Source organism: Allobosea sp. BK604 (genome assembly GCF_004341515.1).
Taxonomy (GTDB): Bacteria; Pseudomonadota; Alphaproteobacteria; order Rhizobiales; family Beijerinckiaceae; genus Allobosea.
The window spans coordinates 80,644-106,400 of record NZ_SLZF01000013.1 but is presented as its reverse complement, the minus strand read 5'-3'; the positions used below and the strand labels follow the sequence as shown (position 1 = coordinate 106,400).

The window sequence follows — 25,757 nt, the reverse complement described above, 5'->3', positions numbered from 1 at the left end:
CTCAGTAACGGTTGACCCGGTAATAGGCCTTGATGTGATCGGTTTCCCGATAGCGCGCCCTGGTCTCGTCCTTGCCGGGATCGACGGCCTCGGCCGGGGTGACCATGGCGGGCGTGGCCGCGACGGCGGCGCCGGCGCCGAGCGCCTTGAAGAAGCTGCGGCGGTCGACGGCCGGTTTCTCGGTGCTCTCTGGCTTGTTCGACATCGTCGTCTCCATCGCGCTGGACACATGGGTGGTCATGACGGCAACCCGGCGGCCTGCGTCTCGATTTCCAGGAACAGGCTGCCGACGCGGCCGACAGCCTTGTAGAATTTCGCTGCCTTCGCGATCTCCAGATCGGCGAAGAAGCGCTCGCCCCAGGGGCGGATATGCCGCGCGAAGAAGCCGTCTTCCGCCACGCCCTCGGCGGCGAAGTTGCCGCGGATCAGGTTCGCCATCACATCCATCAGGATAGCGATATGGTCCTCGGGCTCGCCCACGCGTTCGACGCGGGCAATGCCGAGCTTGCCCATGTCCTCACGCACCAGCGCGAGCGGGCGCTCATGCAGGAAGCCGGTGAGATAATAGGACGCGTAAGGCAGAAGCTCGCCGCGACCGACGCCGATGAAGAGCTCGAAGAACTCGCTGCGGACCGCCTCCGGCGTGGTCTCGGCAGCGGCCTCGGCCAGCGCGAGATGGGCCATGCCGAGCGGCGAGGCATCGCCCCTGAGGCCGCGCAGCGCGTCCAATGCCTCGGCCGTGGGTGTGCGCCAGAGCAGCGCGCCGACCAGCTCGTATTCGCGGGCCCTCGCCTCATCGATCTCGTCGATCGGGCGTGCGGAATCGGCGAGGAGGATGGCGCCGTTCACCGGTGCGTCGTCGGGATAGAGATCGGGCCGCAGCTCCGTGCGTGGGACGCCGGTCAGGGCCTCGATGGACAGGACGCGGTCGGCCGGGACGCGTTTCCAGTTCGAGATCGCCGGCTGCGACACGCCAACGGCCCGGGCCAGTGCACGCACGCCACCGGCTGCGCCTATCGCCCTGTCGAGTGCCGGATCACGCATCCCTGCGCAGTGCCCTTTCGTCCTCGACCGCTCTGTCGATGCCTCTTTTCGAGGCAGTGATAATGAACGCTTATCGACAATAAATACAACTATTCCAATCTATGTTCACACTGGAATTGCCCCACCTCCACGTTTGCGAATGCGCACAGGCTGGGCTTTTGAAGCCGAACTCTCTTGCAGTGCGGCAAGCGAGGCATTCGGCGATTTCGCGGGATTATCGGCCGCACTTAGCCGCACAGAGGCCAATTCCGGGTTCTGCGTCGACTCAGCCAGCTCCGGCCGATCGGGCTCTTGCTGCACCGCAGCATCGAAATCGCCACTTTCATCCTTAGACGAAAGTTGATGCTTCACGCTGTCGCCAACGCCTGCCGCAGCGTCAGGCACCGCCCGTTCGGCGTCGGGCTTCTCGCCAAAAATGGCGCGTACCATCGCCTCGACATCATCCGATTCCGTCAGCGGCCCATAGCCCGGCGCGCCGCCCGGCGTGTTCCAGTCGAGCGCATAGTCCCGGGCCGGGTTCTCGAAATTGCGGATGGTCGGGTCGGCCAGCCAGGCCCGGCGCAGGGCCGCGAGCTTCCAGCTCTCGGGCACGTTCTGCTTGAGCCAATGAGCGAGGTCGAAATCCTTGTCGATCAGGTCGAGCGAGGGCGGCTCGACCATGTCGGGCTCAGGCGCGGCATCAGCCTGCTCCGCCCGAGCGGTCGGAAGCGCCGCGGCCTCCGGCAGGGGCGTGACAGGTTCCGTCCCGGACTCGACGATCTCGCGCTTGCGCCGCGACCAGCGGGCCAGGAAACCTTCGTCGCGGTCGTCGGGACCGGCGCTCATCGCTCGTCCCCGCGCCGCCCGCCAGGCGTGGGTCGCGGGCCGCCGCCCTTGCGGGGGTCATATTCGGAGCGCTGACGCTTCACGAATTCCTGCTCGACATGGTGCGCTTCGAAGAAGGCGAGGACCTGCTCGGCGATCACGGCCGGCATCGGCACGGGCTCGACGATGTCGCCGGGATTATCGGCATAGACCTCGCCCTCGGACGGATCGGCGGTGACGCCGACGAATTCGAGCTCGGGCTCGATCCCGGTCGGGCGGATCGCGACCCAGAGCTTGGCCTGGCCGGCGAGGAAATTCTCACGGAAATGCGCGGTATCGACCGAGTGCAACGTCAGCACGGCAGGGCCGAGATAGAAGCTGCGGCGCTCCGGCGTGCCGGGCAGTTCGGTCCAGGGCGCCAGTGCCGGCGGCTCCGGCAGCACGGCGAGTGGCGTCCAGGCGTGGTCGGCCCAGGGCGAGGCGCTGCTGCGGCGCTCGACGACGATGCCGACCTCGATATGGCTCTGGGTCATCGCAGCCTCCCTAACCTCTCTCGACAGCTGGCGTCATTGCGAACACCCGGGTCTTGCCTTCGGCAAGCCCGAGTACAGGCTCTGCGAGGCAATTCAAACGGTCTCGCGCAGTCCCCCTTGGATTGCTTCGTCGCCGTGCTCCTCGCAATGACGGACAGCGCTGTGCCGACCATGGTCAATTCGCCATCTCACGCACCGCAAGCGGCGGGCCCGCCACCAGGTTCTGCGGCTTCAGACGGAGAAGACGCTCGGAATTCATCGCCATGATCAGATAGATGGGTCTTCCCTTCGCCGCGGCCAGCACCGGCACGTCATCGGGCAGCGTCAGGCGGTAGAGGCCGAGCACGCGCGAGAGCGCTTCAGTGCCTGGCTGCCTGCCCTGCCAGAGCGCATTGCCGATCGCCGTCGCCTCGGCATCGAGCCCGACGAACCAGCGCCAGTCGGCATCGCTGAAACTGTCGAGCGGCTCGATCGTGACGTCGAAGCCGTGAATCTGGCGAACCCAGGACCGCAATGCCTGCCCGAGCGCAGCACGGCCCGAGGGCTTGCCGCCAAGGTCCAGCACCATGTCGAACCCGTCCGAGCGCTGCCAGTATTGCTCGGCGTTGGCGGGTTTCAGGATGTCGAGCGAGGTCACGGCCTCGCCGCCGAGCATGGCGAGCAGGGGCGAGGCGTGGCGGTCCGCCTCGTGCCCTGCGATCACCTCGGCATCGCCAAGCAGGATCGTGCCGTCCTGCACGGTGACGCGCTGCGGCCGGAACAGACATTCGGCGGCGCGGACGACGAACGGGTCCTCGACCTCGTCCAATGCCGAGCGCAGGATGACCTGCACGAGTTGATCCAGGAACAGCGGCGGGATGCCGGAGACGCCCTCGCGGATGATGCGGGCATAGGCCCCCTCCAGTGTCGGGGCCGCCAGCAGCCGCTCGCGCCAGCCGAGCAGGAACTGCCAGTTCTCGCGGGCATCGGCGTCTTCGATCGCGGCGATCTCGGCCTTGCTCACCTCGGCCTGCGGCTCGGCCGACAGCCTGGCATGAAGCGCGCGCTCGGCCGCGCAGGCATCCTCAGGCGGCAGGATCTCGGGACGCGCCAGATAGGCCTTCAGGAAATCATCGGTGACGACAAGACCGCCGCCCGGCTCACGGTCCAGCAGCAAATGGCCCGATGCCGCCCAGAAATGTGTCATGGCGCGCTCTTCTTTCCGAGATTGAGCAGGTCGACCTCCTCCACCGGCTCCCCCTCGCCATCGACGTCCAGGAACTCGAAGGCGCGGAAGGCATCTTTGGGCCGGTCGCCGCGCGGCTGCAAGGTGCGGAAACGCTCGCGCATCTCGCCGGCCTCGAGTGTCCGGTGCAGGGCGAGCAGCGTGCCCTCGGGATGGTCGCAAAGCGAGGCGGCGAAGCCGATCTCCTCTTCCGCCGCAGCGCGGGCGGCCGCGAGATCGGGAGCGCCGAGCTTGGCGACGAGCTGAGCGGCGAGCTGCTCGACAGCCGCCTCACGCTCGCCGGCACTCGCCTGCGTCACCACGGCGAGCGTGCTCCAGCCGAAGCTGACAATGCCGAGGAAGCCTGATCGGAACGCCGTGCGCCCCTTGGCGTCCAGGCTTTCGACCTGCGCCGGATCGAACAGGAAGGAGCCGGTGACGACCCATTCGCCGGGCTCGGCCGGCCGGCGGAACACGAAGGTGTCCGACGGGTCGAGACGGATCGTGCGCGGGAGCTTCACAGCTTGGGCCCGCCCGTTTCGCGGTCGAGCCAGGCCGTCTCGGCCAGCGCCTCGACCAGGCTGCGGCGCTCGACGCCCATCTGGGTGGTCGCCACGAGATCGCCGTTCGGCTCGATGCCGTGGCGCGTACCGACGACCTTGTCGAGCCGGTCGAGCCAGCGCCGCGCCGCGCCCTTCGGCCCGTCCTCCTGCCAATGGGCGACGCCGAGCATGAGATGGCGCGAAAAAGCCTCGATCAGGTCGACTGCATCGACCTCCTCGAACCCCTCCTCCTCCATGCCGACGCCGGTCTGGCCGATCTCGAAGGGCGACATCGTGCTGGCGCGGACCATGGCGCCGAAGACGAGCCAGTCCGGCACCTCATCCTCGCCGCAGGCTCCAGGCCAGGCGAGACGGCCGCCGCCAATCAGGCCGTGGTCGTAGATCATCGCGTCGGGCCAGCGGAACAGGATCGGCCGCTCCGGCGGGCAGTGCACCGCGAGCGCATCGGCCAGGGCATTCATCGCGAGATAGTGCGCCAGCCGCGCCTCCCTGAGCGGCGCATCCGGCTCCAGCACCACGGCGAACTCGACCAGGTCGAAACGCCGCACCCAGACGAGCGTCGCAGCCCCCGCCTCGGCCGCGATCTCCTGGGCGTGGGCGAAGGCATCGCCCGATTCGCGCAGGGTGACGAGCGTGAAGCCCGGCGGCAGCACCGGCTCACGCCGCAAGCCCTCTGAACGGTGCGCACTCGACACGATGACCTCGCCAGCCTCCCCACCGCGACCAAATGCTCATGGGCGCGCTTCTTTTGAAGCGTTCCAATTCCATATAAGTCTAGATTATCGCAAGGCAGACGAAAGACGCCTTGCCTGCTGCCCGAGGGTTCCTGAGACGATGACCGACGCCGCCCGCACGCTGATGGTCTGCTCGTGCGAGGATACGATGCCTCTCGATGGCGAGGCGATCCGCCGCGGCTGCAAGGGCGGCGAAATCAGGACCGCGCGCCATCTCTGCCGCAGCCAGACCGAGCTGTTCCGCAAGCTGCTCGACGAGAGCGAGGCGATCACCGTCGGCTGCACCCAGGAAGCCCCGCTCTTCGAGGAGATCGCGGCCGATCTCGACTATGCGGGCGAGCTCACCTTCGCCAATATCCGCGAGACCGGCGGCTGGGCGCGCGAGGCCGGGGCCGCCGGGCCAAAGATGGCGGCGCTGCTCGCTGCCGCCGCCGAGCCGATGCCGCCCGTAAGCTTCACCACGCTGACCAGCAAGGGCGTGGCCCTGGTCTATGGACGCGACGAGGTGGCGCTCTCGGTCGGCCAGCGGCTGGCCGAACATCTCGACGTCACCATCCTGCTGACGCGGCCCGGCGACGTGACGCCGCCGCGCGTCGAGGAGACCCCGGTGCTCAAGGGCACGGTCGTGGCCGCGACCGGCTGGCTTGGCGCCTTCGAGCTCAAGGTCGACGATTATGCCGCACCCTCCCCGTCCTCGCGGGCAAAGCTCGTCTTCGGCGAAGCGCGCAACGGCGCGACCTCGCATTGCGACATCGTCATCGACGTTTCCGGCAGCGTGCCGCTCTTTCCGGCCGGCGACCTGCGCGCCGGCTATCTCCGCGCCGATCCGCGCAGCCCCGCCGCGGTCGAGAAGCTGATCGCGGATGCCGGCCATCTCGTCGGCGAGTTCGACAAACCGGCCTATGTCCGCCTGAACGAGGATCTCTGCGCCCATTCGCGCTCGGGCAAGACCGGCTGCACGCGCTGCCTGGAACTCTGCCCGACCGGAGCCATCACGCCCGCCGGCGACCATGTCGCCGTTTCGGCCGAGATCTGCGCCGGCTGCGGCGCCTGCGCGGCGGTCTGCCCGACCGGCGCCGTGACCTATGCCCTGCCGCCGGCAGACGCGCTGCTCAGGCGCATGCGGACCCTGCTGACGGTTTATGCCGAGGCGGGCGGGCGCGATGCGGTCGTGCTGCTGCATGATGGCGAGCATGGCGAGGCGCTGATCGACGCACTTGCCCGCTTCGGCGACGGCTTGCCGGCGCGCGTGCTGCCCCTGCGCGTCAACGAGATCACGCAGCTCGGGCTCGAAACCTTCGCCACGGCGCTCGCTTTTGGCGCATCCGCCATCCGCGTGCTCGGCCGCGCCAAGCCGAAGCACGATCTCTCCGGCCTCACCCGCAACCTCGACTATGCCAATGCGCTCGCCGGGGCGCTCGGTTATGGCGAGGGCCGCGCCGCGCTGATCGAGACCGACGATCCCGATGGTCTGGCCGCCGCGCTTGCGCGTATCGCGCCGGGCACGCTCCCGGCGAACCCCGCCCGCTTCCGCCCGATGGGCGATGGCAGGCCGCTGCTACGCCAGGCGATCGGCGAGTTGCACGCCGCCGCGCCCATGCCGGCCGCGGCCGTCGCGATGCCCGAGCGCGCGCCCTTCGGCACGATCCATGTCGAGACGGAAGGCTGCACGCTCTGCCTCGCCTGTGTCTCGGCCTGCCCGGTCCAGGCGCTCGGCGACAATCCGGAGCGGCCGACCCTGACGTTCCAGGAAGACCTTTGCGTGCAATGCGGCCTCTGCGAGGCGACCTGCCCGGAAAAGGTGATCACGCTGGAGGCCCGCCTCGATTTCGACGCCTGGAAGGGCGGGCGGCGCATCTTGAAACAGGAAGAGCCGTTCCACTGCATCGCCTGCGGCAAGCCGTTTGGCGTGAAGAGCACGATCGAGAAGATCGCCGCCAAGCTGGAGAACAAGCACTGGATGTTCTCCGGCGACAGCGCCAAGCGCATCTCGGTGATCCGGATGTGCGAGGATTGCCGGGTCGAAGCGGTGGTCAACGAAAGCTTCGATCCGCATCTTTCGCCACAGCGCCCACCGGTCCGCACCACGGACGATTATCTGCGCGAACGGGCGGAGCGCGGCGAGGACCCGCTGCAGTAGCGGCGGCTGCGAGCGCAGCGAAACCATCCAGGGGCCTCGCGATGACGGCCAAGGTCACCGCGTCACCTTCTCCAGCCACTCCACCAGCGCCTGCCGGTCCTGGGCCGAGCCGATCGTCTGCTCCGGCATCTTGGTGCCGGGCGTGTAGGCATTCGGGCCGAGTTCGAAGAGCCTCGCCACCGTCTCCTTGCTCCAGACGATGTCCATGCCCTTGAGCGCCTCGGAATAGGCATAGCCCGGTGCGGTCGCGATGCGGCGACCGAAAATGCCGTGGAGCGTCGGGCCGGCGCGGTTGCCATCGGCGGGGGTCAGCGTGTGGCAGGCGGCGCAGGCACGAAAGACCTGTGCGCCGCGTTCGCCCTGGAAGGCGGCGAGCACGTCCTCGCCGGCACGTGGCACCACCGTGCCGATATGCTCGCCGGTGACGGCGTTCCAGCGCCGCACCAGCCGGTCGGCGCCGCCCGAGAGCAATTGCCGGCCATCGGGCAGGAAGGCGAGCGACCAGACCGGCAGGCCGGGGCCGATCAGGTTGGCGCGAATGGCACGGGACTTGCGGTCGACGAGCGCGACCTGCCCGCGCAAGCCGCCGGCAGCAATGGTCGCGCCATCGGCCGAGATGGCGAGCGCGATCAACGGCGTCTGGCCGATCTCGATCTCGCCGCGCGCCTCGCCGTCCAGGCCGAAGAAGCGCAACCGCCCGTCGGCGGCGGAGGTAGCGATCTCGCCATCAGCAGCAACGACGACGCCGTTCTGCGGCGCGGGCAAGGTCACGACCTTCGCCGCGCCATCGCCTGGCGGCCAGATCCGCAGGGTCGCATCATACCCGACGCTGACGATGCCGCCGCCCGGCGCAAAGGCGACGCCATTGACCGGGCCCTTATGACCTTCGAGCACGCGGGCCGAAGCGTCCGCGAGCGAGGTCACGCGTATTGTCTCGTCCCAGGAGGCGGAGGCGATCTGGCCGCCATCTCGCGAGACCGCGAGCGCTGCGACCGGCCCCTTGTGGCCCTCGAAGATCCTGGCGGGCTCGGCCGCATCGCCGCGCCAAAGCGCGATGCGGCCATCCTCGCCGCCCGTGGCGAAGCCGATGCCGTTGATTGCGACGGCCGCGTTGACCGCCCCCTGATGGAAGCGGAGCACCTTGACCGCACTGCCGCTGGCGAGATTCCAGAGGATCGCCGACTGGTCGAAGGAGCCGGTCAGCGCCAGCTTGCCGTCGGCCGAGACCGCGACGGCCCGCACCGGTCCGCCATGGCCGCGCAGTTCCTGCGCCGCAGCCGGGACCGCCGCGAGGATTATGGCCAGCAAGGCGAAACAGATTTTCCGCATGGCCTGATCATCGACGAGGATGCGGCGGAGGCAAGGCGCAAATCCTTCTCCCCCTGGGGGAGAAGGTGGCAGCGCGCAGCGCTGACGGATGAGGGGTCGCGTCACGATTATAGCGTCGGTGCCCGGCATGCCTGGACGTAGAAAGCGCAGCGCGGCCCCTCATCCGGCGCTACGCGCCACCTTCTCCCGCAAGGGGGAAGGGAAGGCGCGGTGTTGCCCCGGCACAAAAAGCCATCATATGAAACGCAGCATCTGCGACAGGCGCCGTTCATGACCTCGATTCCGCTCAATCTGCGTGGCTTGAAATGCCCTCTGCCGGCCCTGCGCGTGCGCAAGGCGCTGAAGGGAGCCGAGGCCGGCGCGCTGTTCGTGGTCGAGTGCACCGACCCGATGGCGGCGATCGACATCCCGAACCTGATGCGCGAGACCGGCGACGCCATCGAGCTCAGCAAGAGCGAGGGCGAGCTGCTGATCTTCCATATTCGCAAGGCGGCAGCCTGAGCTGCGCCGACTGGAGCATTCCGCCGTGGCCGTGACCCAAGCCGACATCCTGCGCGCGCTCGAACTGGTGAAGCTGCCGGCGAGCGGGCAATCGCTCACCGCCTCCGGCCGCGTCGCCAATATCCTGATCGATGGCGGCAAGGTGATCTTCGCCATCGGCATCGACCCGACAGAGGCCAATGCGATGGAGCCGGTGCGCAAGGCGGCGGAGAGCGCGGTCAGCGGCATTCCAGGCGTGACGCAGGTGCTCGTGGGACTCACCGCCGAAAAGGCGCCCTCGCGCGGCGCGCCCTCCCCGGCCATGCAGGCGCGCCAGCAGGCCCATGGCGGTCACGCCCACGGCCCCGGCGGCGCGCCGCCGAAGCCGGCCGGCATCCCCGGCGTGAAGCAGATCATCGCGGTGGCCAGCGGCAAGGGCGGCGTCGGCAAATCGACCACCACGGCCAATCTCGCCGTGGCGCTGGCAACGCTCGGCCTCAAGGTCGGCGTGCTCGATGCCGATATCTACGGTCCCTCCGTTCCGAAGATCTTCGGCATCACCGGCAAGCCGCGGCTGGTGCAGGGCCGCACGCTCGCGCCGATGGAGGCCTATGGCCTGAAGATCATGTCGATCGGCTTCCTGATCGACGAGGAGACGCCGATGATCTGGCGCGGGCCGATGGTGATATCGGCCATCACCCAGATGCTGCGCGAGGTCGCCTGGGGCGAGCTCGACGTGCTCGTCGTCGACATGCCGCCCGGCACCGGCGACGCCCAGCTCACCATGGCGCAGCAGACGCCGCTCGCCGGCGCCGTCATCGTCTCGACGCCGCAGGACCTCGCCCTGCTCGACGCGCGTCGCGGCGTCGCCATGTTCAGGAAGGTCGAGGTTCCCATTCTCGGCATCGTCGAGAACATGAGCTATTTCATCTGCCCGGAATGCGGCCACCGCTCCGACATCTTCGCCCATGGCGGGGCAAGGCACGAGGCCGAGCGGCTCGGCGTGCCCTTCCTCGGCGAGGTGCCGCTGGCGATGCCGATCCGCGAGACCTCGGATGGAGGCAGGCCGATCGTGGCGAGCGATCCCGACAGCGCCCATGCCAAGGCCTATCTGATGATCGCGCGGCAGGTACAGGCCGGCCTGCAGGGCGGCACGGTCCGGGCCGCGCCGCGCATCGTCATCGAGTAGGCCTCGGTTATGCCGAGGAGCCGGGTCTTGCCTTCGGCGGGCCCGTGTACAGGCTCCGCGAGCATTCCAGGGAAAACCGGGCGCCCTCCTGGATTGCTTCGTCGCTACGCTCCGCGCAATGACGGGAAGGACGGCGTCACTCCGCGGCGCGGGTGATCAGGATTTCCACGCGCCGGTTCTTGGCGCGTCCATCCGCCGTCGCATTATCGCCGATCGGCTCGTTCGAGCCGCGGCCCTCGGTGCTGATGCGGCTCGCGTCGGTCAGCGCGCCCTGCAGCAGGGTCGCCACCGCCTTGGCGCGGGCGACCGAGAGCGCGTCATTGTCCTTGAAGGCACCACCGCCGCCCAACGCCTGATTGTCGGTATGGCCGACGATGCGGACGGGACCCTTCTCCTTCTCGATGATCTCGGCGATGCGGCGGCCGACCGGCACGAAGCCGGAGAGCACATTGGCCTGGCCGGAATCGAAGGTGATCAGGTTGCCGACGCGAATGGCAATCCAGCCGCCGAAGGGATCGACCGTAATGCTGCCGGCCGAGATCTCGGGCGCGAGCGCCGCCCTGATCCGCTCGAGCTGCCCGATTTTCGGTGCGGGAGCCGGCGTCTCGATGCGCGCGACCGGGGCCGGCAACGGCTTGGGCGGTGCCTCGAACAGCGAAAACAACCAGGGCAGGAGGAAGGCGAGCCCGACAAGCACGGCGATCAGCACCGCGCTATAGAGCCCGATCTGCAGGACCTTCGATCTGACCTGGGTATCGTCGAACATCCTGCGCGCTTCCCACTCGGCAACCGGCGCTACTCACAGGCGTTTAGACGACAACAGGATGACAGTGCAGCGCGGCTTGAGTCCGCCAATGTTCATGATATGTTCATGTCGAGACTACAGGGGAGGTTCCCATGTCCGTCCAGACAGCGCGCCATCTCGGCATCTCGATCGATCGGCCGATCGAGGAGGTCTACGGCTTCCTGGCCGAACCGCGCAATTTCCCGAAATGGGCGGAGGGGCTCGGCCACGGCTTCGAGCACATCGAAGGCATGACCTTCATGGCGCAGACGCCGATGGGCAAGATGCGCGTGCTGTTCAGCGAGCCAAACCCCTATGGCGTGCTCGACCATGCGGTGATCCCGGAATCGGGCGCGGCGATGCACAACCCGATGCGCGCCGTCGCCAATGGCGGCGGCAGCGAAGTGGTGTTCACGCTCTACAGGCGGCCGGAGATGAGCGACGACGATTTCGCCCGCGACGCGGACTGGATCACGAGCGATCTCAGGCGTCTCAAGGCGCTGCTGGAGGGCTGAGACGCCAGAGCACGCGCCGATCTGATCGGACCCGGCTCTCGCGCGTCAGAGCCTGACGCCGCTGCTCGCAAAGGCGACGTCGACCGGGCGCTGATAATGGTCGAGCACCAGGCTCGCACCATAGGCGGCAGCGGCAGCGAAGATCACGGCGATGATGAAGGATTTCATGGCCTTCCCCCAGGCGCAGGCTGATAAGCTGTTCTTATACAATCGAGAGATAGCGAGCGGCCGGGCCGCGTTCAATCCCGCAAGAGGTCGTAGAGGCGCGCGGCCTCGTTGAGGTCGTCGGGCCTGTTGGCGTTGAAGAAGGGATCGACCGGATCGACCGGCCATTCCACTTGCGCCACGCCATGGCGGGCAGTCCAACGGTCGATCTTGCGCTCGTCCTCGACCGTCAGCGCATGGCGCAGATCCTCGCGCAGTGCGACCGGCCAAAGGCCAATGACAGGATGCGTCCAGCCACCGGAGGCGGCGCAGGCGAGCGGGACGTCGGCCGCGGCGCGCGCGGCGTGCAATCGCGAGACGAGATCGCGCGGGATGAAGGGCGTATCGGCGGCTATGCTGACGAGCCAGGACAAGTCGGAGCGGTTCTCAGCGAGCCAGTCGAGCCCGGCCAGGATACCGGCAAGCGGCCCGGCGAAATCCGGCACGCTATCGGCTATGACAGGCAGGCCATAGGCGGCGAAGCGGCCGGGATCGCCATTGGCATTGAGCAGCAGGCTGTCGCATTGCGGGCCGAGGCGCGCGACCACATGCGAGAGGATGCTGCGGCCGCCGATCTGCTTCAGCGGCTTGTCGCCGCCGCCCATGCGGCGGGCGAGGCCGCCGGCGAGCAGCAAGCCGAGTGTCGGGGGGGCGCTCATGCGGCCGCCTGCAGGCGACGCATCTCGCGTGCGACGGCATCTGCATTGGTGATGCCAATGAAGCCGTCGCGAACCCGCGCCGGCCCCCCCTCTCCATCGACTTCATATTCATAGAAGAGCACGTTGCCGTGTCTGTCCGATACGATATCCAGCTCGACAAACGTCACGGCAGACCACAGCATACTGATGATGGCCGGCGGCTTATCGATGATCGCGCGCCTGTCGGTCATGAGGTAGGTGATCGTCTTTGCCTCGCCAAAATATCGACGGATGGCCCAAGCAGGTCCCAAAGCGCCAACGACAAGAAAGCCGCCAGCAAACCCCAAGCCCGGTACCGCCTCCCAACGAAACCCCTGCTTAAGGGTCGAAGCGAACGCGAGCCCGGCAAGCACCGCGCAGACCGAACCGACAAGGGCGAGCCCCCAAGTCTTATGAAAGGCATAGTGCTCCGGGGCGGGGCGCGCCCACCAGATCGCAGTTTCACCCTGAGCAAGCAGATGCGCCGGGGACCATGGCATGCTGCTATCGGATTTCAGCACGCTCATTCATCGCCCCCTCCCCCTTGCGGCGATGCTTGCCGCCCTCGTCCTCGACCAGATCGACATCCTGGTCGAAGACGATCCTGTCCTCGCCGGCTAGCGCGACGAAGCGCTTGCCGCGGGCGCGGCCGATCAGGGTGAGCCCCGCCTTGCGCGCCAGCTCGACACCCCATTCGGTGAAGCCAGAGCGCGAGACCAGCACTGGAATGCCCATTCGCACCGTCTTGATCACCATCTCCGAGGTCAGGCGGCCGGTGGTGTAGAAGATCATGCCGGACGGATCGACATCGTGCTGGAACATCCAGCCGGCGACCTTGTCGACGGCGTTGTGGCGGCCGACATCCTCCATGTAGACCAGCGGCCGGTCGCGCGCGCAGAGCACGCAGCCATGGATCGCGCCGGCTTCGAGATAGAGCGAGGGCGTGGTGTTGATCTTCCTGGTCAGCGCATAGAGCCAGCTGGTGCGCAACTCGGCCCTGGGCAGCTCGATCTCGTCGATCGCCTCCATAAGGTCGCCGAAGGCGGTGCCCTGGGCGCAGCCGGAGGTCAGCGTCTTCTTCTTGAGCTTGGCCTCGAAATTGCTGCGCTCCGGCGTGCGCACGACGACGACCTCGAGTTCCTCGTCATAGTCGATGCCGGTGACGATATCGCCGCGCTTCAGCATGTTCTGGTTGAGCAGATAGCCGAGGGCGAGATAATCGGGATGGTCGCCGATCGTCATCATCGTGACGATCTCCTGGGCGTTCAGATAGAGCGTCAGGGCGCGCTCGGTGACGACGCGGGTCTCCACCGGCGCACCGGTCTGGTCGATGCCATGCACGGTCGCGCCGAGACGCGGCGCGGCGGGGTCCGGCCGCACCAGGTAATCGTCGAGGAAACTCAGATCCTGCGCCACGGCATCGTGCCTAGCGTATTTCCGCGCTTCTCCGAATCGCGAAAATTCTCTATCTCTTTGTTTTGGCGCATTTTCTTCACGCGAACCGGCACCCACTTCGCTCGAAAATGCTCTGGAGCGCCCGCCTCACGCCGCGACGCCGAAGCGTGCCGAGGCCCAGCCCTCGATGGCCGCTTCCTCGGGCGGCAGGCGCGCCCAATCATCGCCGGCGAACTCGCGCCAGGCCGAGACGAAATCCTCGCGCACCGCGATCAGCACCGGCAGGCCCGCGGTCACGGCGGCGGCGATCTCCTGGCGCAACCCCTGGCCGAGCATCTCCTGGCGGCCGAACTTGTTGAGGATGACGAGATCGGGCGCGCCGGCCAGGGACGCGGCGACCGCGCCGCCCGCGGCCGCGAGACCGCTCGCATCGAGCCGACAGCCTTCCGAACCGGGGCCGCGCTCCTCGCTGATCGGGAATTGCCGGCCGCTGGCGAGTTCTTCCAGCGACATCGCGTGGCAATCGCCCCCCTCGCACTCGGCCTCATTGTGCTGGACCACGCCGGCGAGCCGCAAGCCGCGCTGCTTCATCAGCCGCGCGAGCCCCGCCATGAGATCGTCGATCGGGAAGCCAGAGGGATAAACGATGGCTGCAAGCATATCCATGTCCGATTCATCCCACGAAAGCGGGTTTCCTGCCATAGCGCTTTAAGGACGCACGCGGTTTTGATCGCCTCGCAACGCGCACGAGTTGCCGGCGCAGTGTTGCGCCGCACCTACAGTCCCGGCAGCCGGCGCAAGCTATTGTGATCTGGGCTGATCTCCGGCGAACCGTCCGGCGGAAGCTCCTGTCCGGTTGCCATCGATGATCCGCCGTAACGCCAACGCCCCGCTCGACCCCGCCACGGACGCAGCCCTGCTGCTGCGCCGCATCGGCTTCGCCACGCTTGCGCTGGTGCTGCCGCTGGCCTCGCTCGTGTCGCGCCGCGCTGCGGTGGTGCTGACTCCGATCGGCGTCGCCTTGTTGATCATCTCCTCGCTGATCGAGGAACGCGGCAGCTTCGGTCGCAATCTGAAAGAGGCGGTCTTCAGCCGTCCGAGCCTGATCCTGGTTGGCCTGATCGGCTGGGCGGTGCTCTCGCTGGTCTGGAGCCCCTACACATTCTCCGCGAGCGAAAAGGCGGGCAACCTGATCTTCGCGGTCGTGCTCGGCTTCTGTGGCGCAGCGGCGCTGCCGGAGCGCATGCGCGCCTCCAACCTCAACCTCGTCGCACTTGGCACCGGGCTTGCCGCGCTGTTCGCGCTCGCACTGATGGCTGCAAGCTCGATGCGCAATCCCACTGCGGAAGCCGAAGTCAGCAGCGTCGAGCGCGGCATCAGCGCCGTGCTGATCATGGCCTGGCCGGCCCTGGCCTGGCTCCTGTCGCGTGCCCGTGGCCTCAGCGCCCTGGGACTGGCGCTGGCAGTCGGCATGCTGTCGCTGACGCGCTTCGAGGATGGCGAGGCGGTGGCGATGATCTGCGGCGCGGTCGCCTTCGGCGCCGTCAGCGCCAATCGCGCGGTCGCCGTGCGCATCATCGCCCTGATCATCGCCGGGCTGATGCTGTTCGCGCCCGTGCTGCCCTTCCTGCTGATCCCGATTGTCTCGCAGCTACCCGGCAGCGCCGACGAGCTGCATCGCTCGCTGGCGATCTGGGCCGATATCGTCGGCAGCTCGCCGGTCCAGCTCGTCACCGGCCATGGGCTCGACACGGTGCTGCGCGCCCGCCTGACCGGCGGCCTGCCACAGGACGCGCCGAACACCCTGCTATTCGAGACCTGGTACGAGCTCGGCATCGTCGGCGCGGCGAGCGCCGCGGCCTGCCTCTATTTCGCGATCCGGGCGGCCGGCACCATGTCCGGCCCGCTCGCGGCCGGGGTGACGGCAGCCTACACCACCGCCTTCGCCCTCGCCGCACTCGGCTTCGCGACGCTGCAGACCTGGTGGCTGATGACGCTCGCCGCCGTGATCCTGCTCTTCATCGCGATCGCGCGCGGGCAATACCGGACCGACCGGCCGCTGGCGCCGCTCTCGCCGCGGCCGACATCCGCGCCGAGCCATACACGGCCGAAAGCCGGCGGGCCGACGCCCGCCGGAAAGTGAGCTTCAGGCGGCCGCCCTGCCCGCATTGACCGCGTGGCAGGCGACGCCGTCGATCACCGGCGGGTTCTCCACCCGGCAGCGATCGAAGACCAGCGGGCAGCGCGGGTGGAAGGTGCAACCCGAGGGCGGGCTGATCGGGTTCGGGATCTCGCCCTTCACGCCCTCGCGCGCCTTGCCGATCATGGCGAGGTCCGGCACCGAATCGAGCAGCATCCTGGTGTAGGGGTGGCGCGGCGCCGAGAAGAGCTGCTTGCCCTCGGAGACCTCGACGAGGCGACCGAGATACATCACGCCGATGCGCGTCGCCATGTGCCGGACGACCGCCAGGTTGTGCGAGATGAACAGGTAGGTCAGCCCGAATTTCTGCTGCAGGTCACGCATCAGATTGAGGATCTGCGCCTGGACGGAGACGTCGAGCGCCGAGGTCGGCTCGTCGCAGACGATGAACTCGGCATTGGAGGCGAGCGCGCGGGCAATGGCGATACGCTGGCGCTGGCCGCCCGAGAATTCGTGCGGGAACTTCTTGCCGTCGTCGGGATGGAGGCCGACCAGGGTCAGCAACTCGCCGACGCGCTCGCTGACCGCCGCTTCGCCCCGGATGATGTCGAAGGCACGGATCGGCTCGGCGATGATGCGCCCGACCCGCCAGCGCGGATTGAGGCTGGCATAGGGGTCCTGGAAGATCATCTGGATGCGGCGGCGCAGGCGCTGGCGCTCCTGCGAGACAGCCCTGTCCGTCATCGAGACGCCGGCGATCGAGACCGTGCCGTCGGAGGGTGGCAGCAGACCGACGACCATGCGGGCGACCGTCGATTTGCCCGAGCCGGATTCGCCGACAAGCGCGAAGGTCTCGCCCTTGCGGATGTCGAAGGAGACACCGTCGACCGCCTTGAGATATTGCCGCGGCGCCTGTTCGAGCACGCGGTTGAGCCAGGGCTTCGAGACGTCGAAGACACGCTTCAGATCGCGGACCTGGATGAAGGGGGTCTCGGTCACGCCGCGATCTCCGCTTTGGGCTGGTCATAGAGATGGCAGGCGACCTTGCGATCGCCGACCTCGATCAGCTCGGGCCTGTCGATATGGCAGCGCGCGAAGACCTTGGAGCAGCGCGGGTTGAAGGCGCAGCCCTTGGGGATGTTGGAGAGCCGCGGCATCGAGCCGGGAATCTGCACGAGCCGGTCGATCTCGCCCTCGAGCGAGGGGATCGCGCCCATCAGGCCCTTGGCATAGGGGTGGAGCGGATCCTTCACGACATCGCGCACCGGGCCGATCTCGGCGACGCGTCCGGCATACATCACAGCGACACGGTCGGCGGTCTCGGCGATGACGCCCATGTCATGGGTGACGAGCATGACCGAGGTGCCGCGCTCCTTGCAGAGCCGCTTGATCAGCGCGATGATCTGGGCCTGCACGGAGACGTCGAGCGCTGTCGTCGGCTCGTCGGCGATGATGAATTCCGGCTCGGCGCAAAGCGCGAGCGCAATGACGACGCGCTGCCGCATGCCGCCGGAGAATTCATGCGGATAGCCATCGATACGTCTGTCCGGCGCGGGGATGCCGACCTCGTCGAGCAGCGCGATCGCGCGCTTGCGGGCCTCTGACGCATTCAGGGTGGTATGGGTTTGGATCGTCTCGATCAGCTGCTCGCCGACCCGGTAGAGCGGGTTGAGGCTGGTCAGCGGATCCTGGAAGATCATGCCGATACGCTTGCCGCGGATCCGGCGCATCTGCTCAGGCGACAGGTTGTCGACGCGCTCGCCGGAGAGCACGACCTCGCCCCCCGCGATGCGGCCGGGCGGATCGATCAATCCGATGATGGCCGAGCCGGTCACCGACTTGCCGGCGCCGGATTCACCGACGACGCCAAGCACCTCGCCGCGGGCGATGTCGAAGGAGATCTTGTCGAGGGCGCGCAAGGTGCCGCGCCGCGTCACGAATTCGACCGTCAGGTCGCGGACGGAAAGAACGGGGACGGTCATCGGATCACCTCAGCCGTGGGTTGAGGGCGTCACGCAGCCAGTCGCCGAGCAGGTTCACCGCGAGCACCAGCACCGCGAGGGTCACGCCCGGGAAGGTGACGATCCACCAGTCGCCCGAGAACAGGTAGCGATTGCCGATATTGATCAGCGTGCCGAGCGAGGGCTGGGTCGGCGGCAGGCCGACGCCGAGGAAGGAGAGCGTGGCCTCGGTGATGACGGCGAGCGCCAGGTTGATCGTCAGGATGACGAGCACGGGGCCGATCACGTTCGGCAGGACATGGCGCAGCATGATTAGCGGCGCCGGCAAGCCGACGAGCCGGGCGGCGTGGACATAGTCCTTGTTGCGCTCGATCAGGGTCGAGCCGCGAATGGTGCGGGCATATTGCACCCAGAAGCTCAGGCCGATCGAGATCACCAGCACGTAGAGCGCCGTATCCTCGCGGGTTGCACTCTTGAAGATGCCCCGTACGACGCCGTCGATCAGAAGCGCGATCAGGATCGCCGGGAAGGTGAGCTGCACATCGGCGATGCGCATGATCACCGCATCGACACGGCCGCCGAAATAGCCGGCGAGCAGGCCGAGCGTGATGCCGATCGTCGCCGCCAGCAGCACGCCGAGTCCGCCGACGATGAGCGAGACGCGCAGGCCGTAGAGGATCGCCGAATAGAGGTCACGGCCCTGGTCGTCGGTGCCGATGATGAAGCGTGGGTCGCCACCATCCTGCCAGACCGGCGGGATGCTGGCATCGGCCAGGAACACCGTCGCCGGATCGAACGGGTCGGTCGGCGCGATGAAGGGCGCGAAGGCCGCGCCGATGAAGAGGATGAGCACCACGATCGCGGCGACGATCGTGACCTTCGAGCGCAGGAAGCTCGCCAGGATGTCGCTGTCGAGGATGCGCGCCAAGAGCGAGGGCGGCTTCTGCGGCGAGGGGCTGGCGGATGGGGTGTTCGTGGTCGACATGGCTTATCCTTCGGCCCCTTCAATGCGCGCCGACCGTCGCGCGCAGGCGCGGGTCGACGGCGGCATAGAGCAGGTCGACGATCAGATTGATGCTGACGAAGAGGAACGAGATCAGGATCAGGTAGGCAGCCATGATCGGGATATCGATCTGCTGGACAGCCTTGAGGAAGAGCAGGCCCATGCCCGGCCACTGGAACACCGTCTCGGTGATGATGGCGAAGGCGATGATCGAGCCGAGCTGGAGGCCGGCAATGGTGATGACCGGCACCAGCGTGTTCTTCAGCGCATGGCCGAAATGGACGGCGCGGGTCTTGAGGCCGCGGGCGCGGGCGAACTTGATGTAGTCGGTGCGCAGCACCTCGAGCATCTCGGCCCGGACGAGCCGCATGATCAGGGTCATCTGGAACAGGCCGAGCGTGATCGAGGGCAGGATCAGCGCCTTCCAGCCCGAGGCGGTCAGCAAGCCGGTCGTCCACCAGGAGCCGAGCTTGACGACCTCGCCGCGCCCGAAGGAGGGCAGCCAGCCGAGCGTCACGGAGAAGAGGTAGATCAGCAGGATGCCGATCAGGAAGGTCGGCAGGCTGATGCCGATCAGCGACACCGCCTGGAACAGCTTGGCGAGCGCGGAATCCCGCCGCAGCGCGGTGTAGACGCCCATCGGGATGCCGACCAGCAGCGAGAACAGCGCCGACATGAAGGCGAGCTCCAGCGTCGCGGGGGCGCGCTCGCCGAGCAGCGAGATCACCGGCAGGCGGAACTGATAGGAGACGCCGAACTCGAGCCGGGCAGCGTTATAGAGATAGCGGAAGAACTGGACGAGGACCGGATCGTCGAGGCCGAGCGAGCGCCTGATCTCGGCGACCTGCGCCTGCGGCGTGTCGAGGCTGACGAGCTGGTTCACCGGGTCGCCGACGAAGCGGAACATCGTGAAGGCGATGAGCGCCACCGCCAGCATGACGAGGAGCGACTGAAACAGCCGGCGCAGAATGAAAGCGAGCATGGCCGCCTGTGTGACTGACTGGACAAAACAAAACGCGGCTCGGCCACCGACCAAGCCATGCTCCCTGCCGCGACGATGCTTCCCTTACGGGAGCCCGTCAGGACAGGGAGGACGCGGATAGCCGAAGGCGTGCGCTCGCGCGCACGCCTCTAGAAGGGCTTACTCCTTGGTGGCGTAGCGGAACAGCAGCGAGTTGTCGGCGCGCTGGGCCATCTTGACCTTCTTCGACACACCCCAGGCCAGCGCCTGCTGGTGCAGCGGGATGTAGGCGATCTCGTCGGTCGAGATCTTGAAGGCTTCCTTGATCATCTCGTTGCGCTTGGCGGTGTCCGGCTCGACCAGGATCTTGTCGGTCAGGGCGTCCATCGGCTTGCTGCAATAGCCGCCGAGATTGGTCTCGCCGCGCGAGGAGTTCGGGTTCGTGCGGCAGCCGATGATGTCGTAAAGCACATTGTGCGCGTCGAAGGTGCTGGGCGTCCAGCCGAGCAGGAAGAACGAGGTGTTGTAGCCACCCGACTTCAGGACCTTGGCGAAATACTGGCCCTTGGGCTGGGCGTTCAGGTTCACCTTGATGCCGACGCGCGCCAGCATGCCGACAATGGCCTGGCAGATCTGGCCGTCATTGACGTAGCGGTCGTTCGGGCAGTCCATGCCGACCTCGAAGCCGTTCGGATAGCCGGCCTCGGCGAGCAGCTTCTTCGAGGCTTCCGCATCGAATTTCGGACGGGTGAAGCCGGTATGCGGGAAGAGCTCCGGCGCGATCATCAGCGGCGACGGGGTCGAGAGACCACGCATGACGCGGCTCTTGATCGTCTCGATGTCGATCGCCTGGTAGAAGGCCTGGCGAACCCGGAGGTCCTTGAAGGGGTTCTTGCCCTTGACGTTGGACTCGAGCAGCTCATCGCGGATCTGATCCATGCCGAGATAGATCGTGCGCAGCTCCGGGCCGGACAGCACGTCGGCGGTGCCGGAGGCCTTGACGCGCTGGATGTCCTGGATCGGAACCGGCTCGATCACATCGACCTCGCCCGAGAGCAGCGCCGCGACGCGGGTCGCGTCGGAGGAGATCGGCGTGAAGATGACTTCCTTGATGTTGCCTTCCGGCTTGCCCCACCAGTTCTCATTGGCCTTGAAGACGGTCTTCACGCCCGGCTGGTGGCTCTCGATCTTGAACGGGCCGGTGCCGTTGGCATTGAGCGAGGCGAAGCTCGGCGTGGTCGCAGCGGCAGGGGTCGGGGCGACGGCATTGTTCGCCTCGGCCCATTTCTTCGACATGATCATCCAGTAGTCCCACTGGGCGATCAGGATCGGGTTGGGCGTGGTCAGGATCACGTCGACGGTGTAGTCGTCGACCTTGACGAACTTGGCGTCGGTCGGGACGCGCGTGACGAAATTCGAGCCGGGGGCGCGGACGCGGTCGGCCGAGAACAGCACGTCATCGGCGGTGAAATCCTGGCCGCCATGGAATTTGACGCCCTTTCGCAGGTAGAAGCGCCACTTCAGGCCGTCGGCGGACGTCTCCCACTTCTCGGCGAGGCCGGGGATGATCTTGAGATCCCGGTCGCGCGCCGTCAGGCCCTCATAGGCGTGGCTGAGATGGGCGTTGGTCGTGGTCTCGTTGACGGTATACGGATCGAGCGACTTGAGCTCGCCCTGGTTGGCATAGCGCAGGGTCTGCGCCTGTGCAGCCCCGCACATGAGAGCCACAGCCGCCACGGCGGCAAGGCAGGTCGACCTGAATGACATGATGGAATGCTCCCATACGGTTCTACACCCACTCCTCCCGGGGAGCGGTCGATTCAGGGCGTGCGTTGGCCCTGGATCAAGGCGGCCGATTAATGACGGATTTCTGGTATACGTCCAGCCTGAGCGCCTTACTTTGTTCCAGATTGAACTTTATTGCGAGCCTAGGTTGTACCGCACACGATCATGCGAACAGCTTCACGAAAGCTTCGCATGCCATTGCCCGGGCGCTCGCGCCGCTGGCCGGCTTCTCGGCGAAACCGGCCAGATAGGGGATCAACGTGACAGCTCGGCGATGACGCCGCGCACGAATTTCGCTCCGGCCTCGAGCTGGGCGACGGTGATGAACTCGTCCGGCTGATGCGCCTGTGCGATGTCGCCGGGGCCGCAGACCACAGTCGACCAGCCGGCCGCCTGGAACAGGCCGCCCTCGGTGCCGTAAGCCACGACATGGCTGCCATTGTCGCCGGTCAGGCGGCGCGACAGGGACTCGGCCTCGCCTTCCTTCTCCGGACCGAGCGGCGGGGTGAAGGAGGTGATCTCCAGGGTGATGCCGCTTTCCGGAGCGATCGCCTTCATTCCGGCTTCGAGCTCGGCAATGCGGGCGCGGTAACGCTCGACATAGGTGTCGCCGCTCTCCCCAGGGATCGCACGCACTTCGTGGCTGAAGGAGCAATGCTCGGCGGTGATATTGACCGCCGTGCCGCCCTGGACGACGCCGACATGCAGCGTGGTGTAGGGCGGCTCGAAGCTGTTGCTCTGCGTGCGGGCCTTGTTCTCGTCCATCACCTGCGTGTGCCAGGCGATGAGCTGGCCGGCGATCATCACGGCGGGCACGCCGATATCGACGCGGCTGGAATGCACGGCATGGCCGCGCACGGTGGTCTTCATGCGGGTGCCGCCCTTGTGGCCGGTGACGACCTGCATCATCGAGGGCTCGCCGACGATGACGGAAGAGGGCTGCAGCCCGGCCTTGACCATGGCGTCGATCATGACGCGCGCGCCGAAGCAGCCGACCTCCTCGTCATAGGAGAGCGCGATATGCACCGGGCGCTTCAGCGGCGCCTTCAGCATCTCGGGCACGAGGGCGAGCGCGATGGCGTCGAAACCCTTCATGTCGCAGGCGCCACGGCCATAGAGCTTGCCGTCGCGCTCGGTCAGCGTCCAGGGATCGGAGGTCCAGTCCTGCCCCGCGACGGGCACGACGTCGGTGTGACCGGAGAGCACGACTCCGCCGGCCACCTTGGGGCCGATCGTGGCATAGAGATTGGCCTTGATGCCGTCCGGGCTCGGCACGATCGTGCTTTCAACGCCATGGCTCGCGAGGTAGTCACGGCACCAGTGGATCAGGTCGAGATTGCTGCGCTGCGACTCGGTGTTGAACGAAACCAGCTTCGCCAGCATGTCCTTGGGGGTGAGATTCACGAGGTCGGTTCTCCAGAAAGCCGGGTTGCAGGCAGGTTTCGTGCCGGCACGCTACGCAAATGGTTGACCGGGTCAATCACCTCTGCCCGCTTGACCGAACTGCACAGGACGCGCTCATGTGCGCCGCGCATGAATACCGAGCCGCAATTGCGGCCCAGAGAGAGCCAACCCGATGAATTTCGACGTCACCCTCGCCGATATCCAGGCCGCCGCCGCCCGTATCTCCGGAAAGGTCCGGCGCACCCCGACCTTTCACAGCGCCGGCCTCTCGGCCCGGCTCGGCGTCGAGACGATGGTCAAGGTCGAGAGCCTGCAGCTTGCCGGCTCCTTCAAGGTGCGCGGCTGCTTCAACAAGCTGATGTCGCTGAGCGAAGCCGAGCTGAGGCGCGGCATCGTCACCGTCTCCGGCGGCAACCATGCCATCGCCGTCTCGATGGTCGCGACCGCGATGGGCGCCAAGGCGCTGGTGCTGATGCCGAAGAATGTCGCGCCCTTCAATATCGAGCTGACCAGGCAGATGGGCGGCGAGGTCGAGCTCTGCGAGGACGCGATCGAGGCCTTCGCCAAGGCCGACGACTACGCCGCGAAGGGCATCACCAACGTCCATTCCTATGATGACCCGGCGATCATCGCCGGCCATGGCTCGCTCGGCCTCGAGCTTGCCAATGATGCGAGCGGACGGCTCGACCATGTCTTCATCTCGATCGGCGGCGGCGGCTTCGCGGCCGGCGTCGGCGCGGCGCTCAAGGGGCTCGATCCCGCCGTGCGCATCCATGGCGTCGAGACGGAAGGCGCGACCACGATGAGCCAGGCGCTCGAGGCCGGCAAGCCGGTGCCGATCCGTCCGACCTCGATCGCCCGCGCGCTCGGCGCCCCGTTCGCGACCGAGCGGACCATGGCGGCGGCACGTCAGTTCCTCGAAGAGATCATCGTGGTGCCGGATGCGGACGCGGTGCGCGAGATCGTCTGGGTGCTGCAGAACGGGCGCGTGCTGCTGGAGCCGGCGGCAGCCTGCGTCGTCGCGGCCGCGATCGCCCGCAAGGACATGTTCAAGCCGGGCGAGCGCGTCGGGCTGGTGCTTTGCGGCTCCAACGTCTCGCTCGACGATCTCGCGGCCTGGCGGACGCAATACGGCGTTTGAGCCCATAGCAGAAGGCGCGCGACGGCGGTCGCGCGCCTCGATCCGCTGCTGCTACGCAGATGCGCTAGAGCATTTCCGCGTTTCTTCGAATCGCGAAAATGCTCTATCTATTTGTTTTGACGCATTTTCTTCACGCGAACCGGCATCCACTTCGCTCGAAAATGCTCTAGCCGCCGACCACCACCCCGTGCGCGCGTCCACCGGAAACGCGGCATGAGCAGCCATTGCCGATCTCGCTGGGATTGATCAGCGCGCAGGTGCGAACACGCGTCGCGCAATAGCCGCCAATCCCCGCGGAGGAGACGGGCACGGAATAGGCCGGGGCCCCGTAGTATGGCGGCGTATTATAGTAGGGCGTCGCGTAATACGGTGCGCTGTAATACGACGATCCGTAATAGTTATCGTAATAGTACGGGTAGGTGGCAGCAGCGGCCAAGGCCGTTCCGGCGACGAGACCGGCGGCGCCCCAGCCCCAGTTATTGTAATAGCCTCGCCTCCAGTAGGGCCGTCCATAATAGGCGCCGCGATAACCCCAACCGGCACCCCGGTAGCCCCAACCGGCACCACGATAACCCCAGCCAGCGCCACGGTAGCCCAAGCCAGCGCCACGGTAGCCCCAGCGGGCACCGCCGCCATAGAAGCCACCGCGATAGGCCCCGCCAAAGCCACCGGCACGCATGCCACCGCCGAAGCCGCCGGCGCGCATGCCACCGCCGAAACCGCCAGCATGGAAGCCTGCGCCACCGCCGCCGAAGCGTCTTTGTGCGGAGGCGTCGGTGGCAGCAACGGTCAACAAGGGAACGAGAGAAGCGGCAAGAACGATCAGGCGGCGCATGGCGGCCTCCCACTCAAGACAACTAATTACACACTAACACAGCAGCGCGCGGAGCGTTCCCTCACGTAAGCGTGGGCGGCTGTGCGAAATGACGCAGCGTCAATCAGGCGATTTGCTGAACCAGCGTGCCTGGAGCATTTCCGCGCTTCTCCGAAACGCGAAAATTCTCTATCTCTTTGTATTGACGCATTTCCTTCACGCGAACCGGTCTCCACTTCGCTCGAAAATGCTCTACCGGCGCACGAGCGCGACCAAGTACACGCACTCCTCCTCACCGGGGTTGAAGAAGGACGAGTCGATCGGTGGGCCGAGCTGCAGGCAATCGCCCTGCCGAAGCGTGTGGGTCGTCCCGCCCTCGCGGAATTCGAGCTGGCCGCGCAGGATCCAGATCTGCTGCCGCTGGAACATGAAAGCGGCAGCGGGATAGGGCACGCGCACGTTCGGCGGCAGCGAAATCTGCAGGAGTTCGAGGATGTCGCCCGAGGGCGGCGAGATCATGCGCCGGACATAGCCGGTCTCGGGATCGGTCCAGACAGGCTGCTCGTCCTCGCGCCTGATCCGGTCCTCCGAGCGCTCGGCGAGCGCCAGCAGGACCGACAGGGAGAGGCCGAACGCGCCTGAAAGCCGCCCGAGCACCGTCGCGGTCGGGCTCGCGTCGCCACGCTCGATCTTGCTGATCATCGCCTTCGAGACGCCCGAATGCTCGGCGAGCTCGGCCAGCGACCAGTCTCGCGCCTCGCGCTCGATCTTGATGCGAGCGGCGATGGCGAGGTTGGGATCGGCTTGATTGCGGGCGCGCATGCGGGTCGGGCTGCTTTTCGAATTGGCGATCCCTGCTCTTCCGCCGTCTGCGCGGTGCACTCAAGAGGCGCAGCGGAAAAAGCGAGACAAGCTGCGCGAACCGTCTTCTATAGAAGTCGAAAGTCTACTAT

Annotated in this window: 28 protein-coding genes; 6 read left to right on the top strand and 22 right to left on the bottom strand. The window is 67.0% G+C overall.

All coding sequences use genetic code 11. From position 1 onward, the window contains the following. Window position 1: 1 nt before the first annotated feature. The 7 genes from EV560_RS31470 to EV560_RS31440 form a co-directional block, all read right to left on the bottom strand. A complete protein-coding gene (locus EV560_RS31470; RefSeq protein ID WP_131859916.1) occupies window positions 2-205 on the bottom strand; it encodes a twin-arginine translocation signal domain-containing protein in 204 nt (67 codons plus the stop codon). Between the two features lie 32 nt (window positions 206-237). Further along, window positions 238-1,044, bottom strand: coding sequence for a Cro/CI family transcriptional regulator (locus EV560_RS31465; protein ID WP_131859802.1), 807 nt, complete (start codon window positions 1,042-1,044; stop codon window positions 238-240). A 105-nt stretch (window positions 1,045-1,149) separates the two neighbouring features. Next, a complete protein-coding gene (locus EV560_RS31460) occupies window positions 1,150-1,869 on the bottom strand; it encodes a DUF3306 domain-containing protein (RefSeq protein WP_131859801.1) in 720 nt (239 codons plus the stop codon). Then, on the bottom strand, window positions 1,866-2,381 hold the full coding sequence (locus EV560_RS31455) for a DUF3305 domain-containing protein (protein WP_131859800.1): 516 nt from the start codon (window positions 2,379-2,381) through the stop codon (window positions 1,866-1,868). The genes EV560_RS31460 and EV560_RS31455 overlap by 4 nt, the downstream gene beginning before the upstream one ends. A 175-nt stretch (window positions 2,382-2,556) precedes the next feature. Continuing rightward, window positions 2,557-3,567 carry a DUF6352 family protein gene (locus EV560_RS31450; RefSeq protein ID WP_131859799.1) on the bottom strand — a complete coding sequence of 337 codons (1,011 nt, stop codon included), beginning with the start codon at window positions 3,565-3,567 and terminating at the stop codon, window positions 2,557-2,559. Beyond that, entirely contained in the window at window positions 3,564-4,106 is a 543-nt protein-coding gene (locus tag EV560_RS31445; RefSeq protein ID WP_131859798.1) for a DUF6505 family protein, read from the bottom strand. The genes EV560_RS31450 and EV560_RS31445 overlap by 4 nt, the downstream gene beginning before the upstream one ends. After that, window positions 4,103-4,843 carry a biotin/lipoate--protein ligase family protein gene (locus EV560_RS31440; protein ID WP_248312300.1) on the bottom strand — a complete coding sequence of 247 codons (741 nt, stop codon included), beginning with the start codon at window positions 4,841-4,843 and terminating at the stop codon, window positions 4,103-4,105. The genes EV560_RS31445 and EV560_RS31440 overlap by 4 nt, the downstream gene beginning before the upstream one ends. A 139-nt stretch (window positions 4,844-4,982) precedes the next feature. Between EV560_RS31440 and EV560_RS31435 the strand changes: the two genes are divergently transcribed. Continuing rightward, a complete protein-coding gene (locus tag EV560_RS31435; protein WP_131859797.1) occupies window positions 4,983-7,022 on the top strand; it encodes a 4Fe-4S binding protein in 2,040 nt (679 codons plus the stop codon). A gap of 54 nt (window positions 7,023-7,076) precedes the next feature. Here EV560_RS31435 and EV560_RS31430 read toward each other — a convergent pair whose 3' ends face one another. Continuing rightward, a complete protein-coding gene (locus tag EV560_RS31430; RefSeq protein WP_131859796.1) occupies window positions 7,077-8,351 on the bottom strand; it encodes a c-type cytochrome in 1,275 nt (424 codons plus the stop codon). A 270-nt stretch (window positions 8,352-8,621) separates the two neighbouring features. Here EV560_RS31430 and EV560_RS31425 point away from each other — a divergent pair, with 270 nt between their 5' ends. Both EV560_RS31425 and EV560_RS31420 read left to right on the top strand, forming a co-directional pair. Beyond that, a complete protein-coding gene (locus EV560_RS31425) occupies window positions 8,622-8,852 on the top strand; it encodes a sulfurtransferase TusA family protein (RefSeq protein ID WP_131859795.1) in 231 nt (76 codons plus the stop codon). 25 nt (window positions 8,853-8,877) lie between these two features. Further along, on the top strand, window positions 8,878-10,020 hold the full coding sequence (locus EV560_RS31420) for an Mrp/NBP35 family ATP-binding protein (protein ID WP_131859794.1): 1,143 nt from the start codon (window positions 8,878-8,880) through the stop codon (window positions 10,018-10,020). A gap of 136 nt (window positions 10,021-10,156) precedes the next feature. On the opposite strand, the gene EV560_RS31415 is transcribed toward EV560_RS31420, so the two are convergent. Next, window positions 10,157-10,786, bottom strand: coding sequence for an OmpA family protein (locus EV560_RS31415; RefSeq protein ID WP_131859793.1), 630 nt, complete (start codon window positions 10,784-10,786; stop codon window positions 10,157-10,159). A 131-nt stretch (window positions 10,787-10,917) separates the two neighbouring features. Here EV560_RS31415 and EV560_RS31410 point away from each other — a divergent pair, with 131 nt between their 5' ends. Then, complete coding sequence (locus EV560_RS31410; protein ID WP_131859792.1) at window positions 10,918-11,319, top strand: SRPBCC family protein; 402 nt, start codon at window positions 10,918-10,920, stop codon at window positions 11,317-11,319. 45 nt (window positions 11,320-11,364) lie between these two features. Here the strand turns inward: EV560_RS31410 and EV560_RS36755 are convergent, their stop codons facing one another. The 5 genes from EV560_RS36755 to EV560_RS31390 form a co-directional block, all read right to left on the bottom strand. Beyond that, window positions 11,365-11,487: a hypothetical protein gene (locus tag EV560_RS36755; protein WP_282568890.1), complete on the bottom strand. Its 123-nt coding sequence runs from the start codon at window positions 11,485-11,487 to the stop codon at window positions 11,365-11,367. A 71-nt stretch (window positions 11,488-11,558) separates the two neighbouring features. Beyond that, window positions 11,559-12,182 (bottom strand): molybdenum cofactor guanylyltransferase MobA, encoded by a 624-nt coding sequence (gene mobA, locus EV560_RS31405; protein WP_131859791.1) that lies wholly within the window; start codon window positions 12,180-12,182, stop codon window positions 11,559-11,561. Next, complete coding sequence (locus tag EV560_RS31400; RefSeq protein ID WP_131859790.1) at window positions 12,179-12,727, bottom strand: hypothetical protein; 549 nt, start codon at window positions 12,725-12,727, stop codon at window positions 12,179-12,181. Before EV560_RS31400 ends, mobA begins: the two co-directional genes overlap by 4 nt. After that, a complete protein-coding gene (locus tag EV560_RS31395) occupies window positions 12,705-13,616 on the bottom strand; it encodes a formate dehydrogenase accessory sulfurtransferase FdhD (protein ID WP_248312299.1) in 912 nt (303 codons plus the stop codon). The genes EV560_RS31400 and EV560_RS31395 overlap by 23 nt, the downstream gene beginning before the upstream one ends. A gap of 126 nt (window positions 13,617-13,742) precedes the next feature. Continuing rightward, on the bottom strand, window positions 13,743-14,261 hold the full coding sequence (locus EV560_RS31390; RefSeq protein ID WP_165923728.1) for a DUF2478 domain-containing protein: 519 nt from the start codon (window positions 14,259-14,261) through the stop codon (window positions 13,743-13,745). Window positions 14,262-14,460: 199 nt separating this feature from the next. On the opposite strand from EV560_RS31390, the gene EV560_RS31385 reads away from it, so the two are divergent. Beyond that, window positions 14,461-15,738, top strand: coding sequence for a peptide ABC transporter permease (locus tag EV560_RS31385; RefSeq protein ID WP_131859788.1), 1,278 nt, complete (start codon window positions 14,461-14,463; stop codon window positions 15,736-15,738). A 3-nt stretch (window positions 15,739-15,741) separates the two neighbouring features. Here EV560_RS31385 and EV560_RS31380 read toward each other — a convergent pair whose 3' ends face one another. The 6 genes from EV560_RS31380 to argE form a co-directional block, all read right to left on the bottom strand. Next, window positions 15,742-16,734, bottom strand: a complete 993-nt coding sequence (locus tag EV560_RS31380; RefSeq protein ID WP_131859787.1) for an ABC transporter ATP-binding protein — start codon at window positions 16,732-16,734, stop codon at window positions 15,742-15,744. Further along, on the bottom strand, window positions 16,731-17,717 hold the full coding sequence (locus EV560_RS31375; RefSeq protein ID WP_131859786.1) for an ABC transporter ATP-binding protein: 987 nt from the start codon (window positions 17,715-17,717) through the stop codon (window positions 16,731-16,733). The genes EV560_RS31380 and EV560_RS31375 overlap by 4 nt, the downstream gene beginning before the upstream one ends. Window positions 17,718-17,721: 4 nt before the next feature. Beyond that, window positions 17,722-18,681, bottom strand: coding sequence for an ABC transporter permease (locus EV560_RS31370; protein ID WP_131859785.1), 960 nt, complete (start codon window positions 18,679-18,681; stop codon window positions 17,722-17,724). A gap of 19 nt (window positions 18,682-18,700) precedes the next feature. Further along, complete coding sequence (locus EV560_RS31365; protein WP_131859784.1) at window positions 18,701-19,681, bottom strand: ABC transporter permease; 981 nt, start codon at window positions 19,679-19,681, stop codon at window positions 18,701-18,703. A 159-nt stretch (window positions 19,682-19,840) separates the two neighbouring features. Beyond that, window positions 19,841-21,427 carry an ABC transporter substrate-binding protein gene (locus EV560_RS31360; protein WP_131859783.1) on the bottom strand — a complete coding sequence of 529 codons (1,587 nt, stop codon included), beginning with the start codon at window positions 21,425-21,427 and terminating at the stop codon, window positions 19,841-19,843. Window positions 21,428-21,700: 273 nt separating this feature from the next. Further along, entirely contained in the window at window positions 21,701-22,849 is a 1,149-nt protein-coding gene (gene argE / locus EV560_RS31355) for an acetylornithine deacetylase (protein WP_131859782.1), read from the bottom strand. A 172-nt stretch (window positions 22,850-23,021) separates the two neighbouring features. Here argE and EV560_RS31350 point away from each other — a divergent pair, with 172 nt between their 5' ends. Beyond that, window positions 23,022-23,990, top strand: coding sequence for a threonine ammonia-lyase (locus EV560_RS31350; protein ID WP_131859781.1), 969 nt, complete (start codon window positions 23,022-23,024; stop codon window positions 23,988-23,990). A gap of 166 nt (window positions 23,991-24,156) precedes the next feature. Here EV560_RS31350 and EV560_RS35925 read toward each other — a convergent pair whose 3' ends face one another. Further along, window positions 24,157-24,783: a hypothetical protein gene (locus EV560_RS35925; protein WP_165923727.1), complete on the bottom strand. Its 627-nt coding sequence runs from the start codon at window positions 24,781-24,783 to the stop codon at window positions 24,157-24,159. A 273-nt stretch (window positions 24,784-25,056) separates the two neighbouring features. After that, complete coding sequence (locus EV560_RS31345) at window positions 25,057-25,626, bottom strand: helix-turn-helix domain-containing protein (RefSeq protein WP_131859780.1); 570 nt, start codon at window positions 25,624-25,626, stop codon at window positions 25,057-25,059. Window positions 25,627-25,757 lie beyond the last annotated feature (131 nt).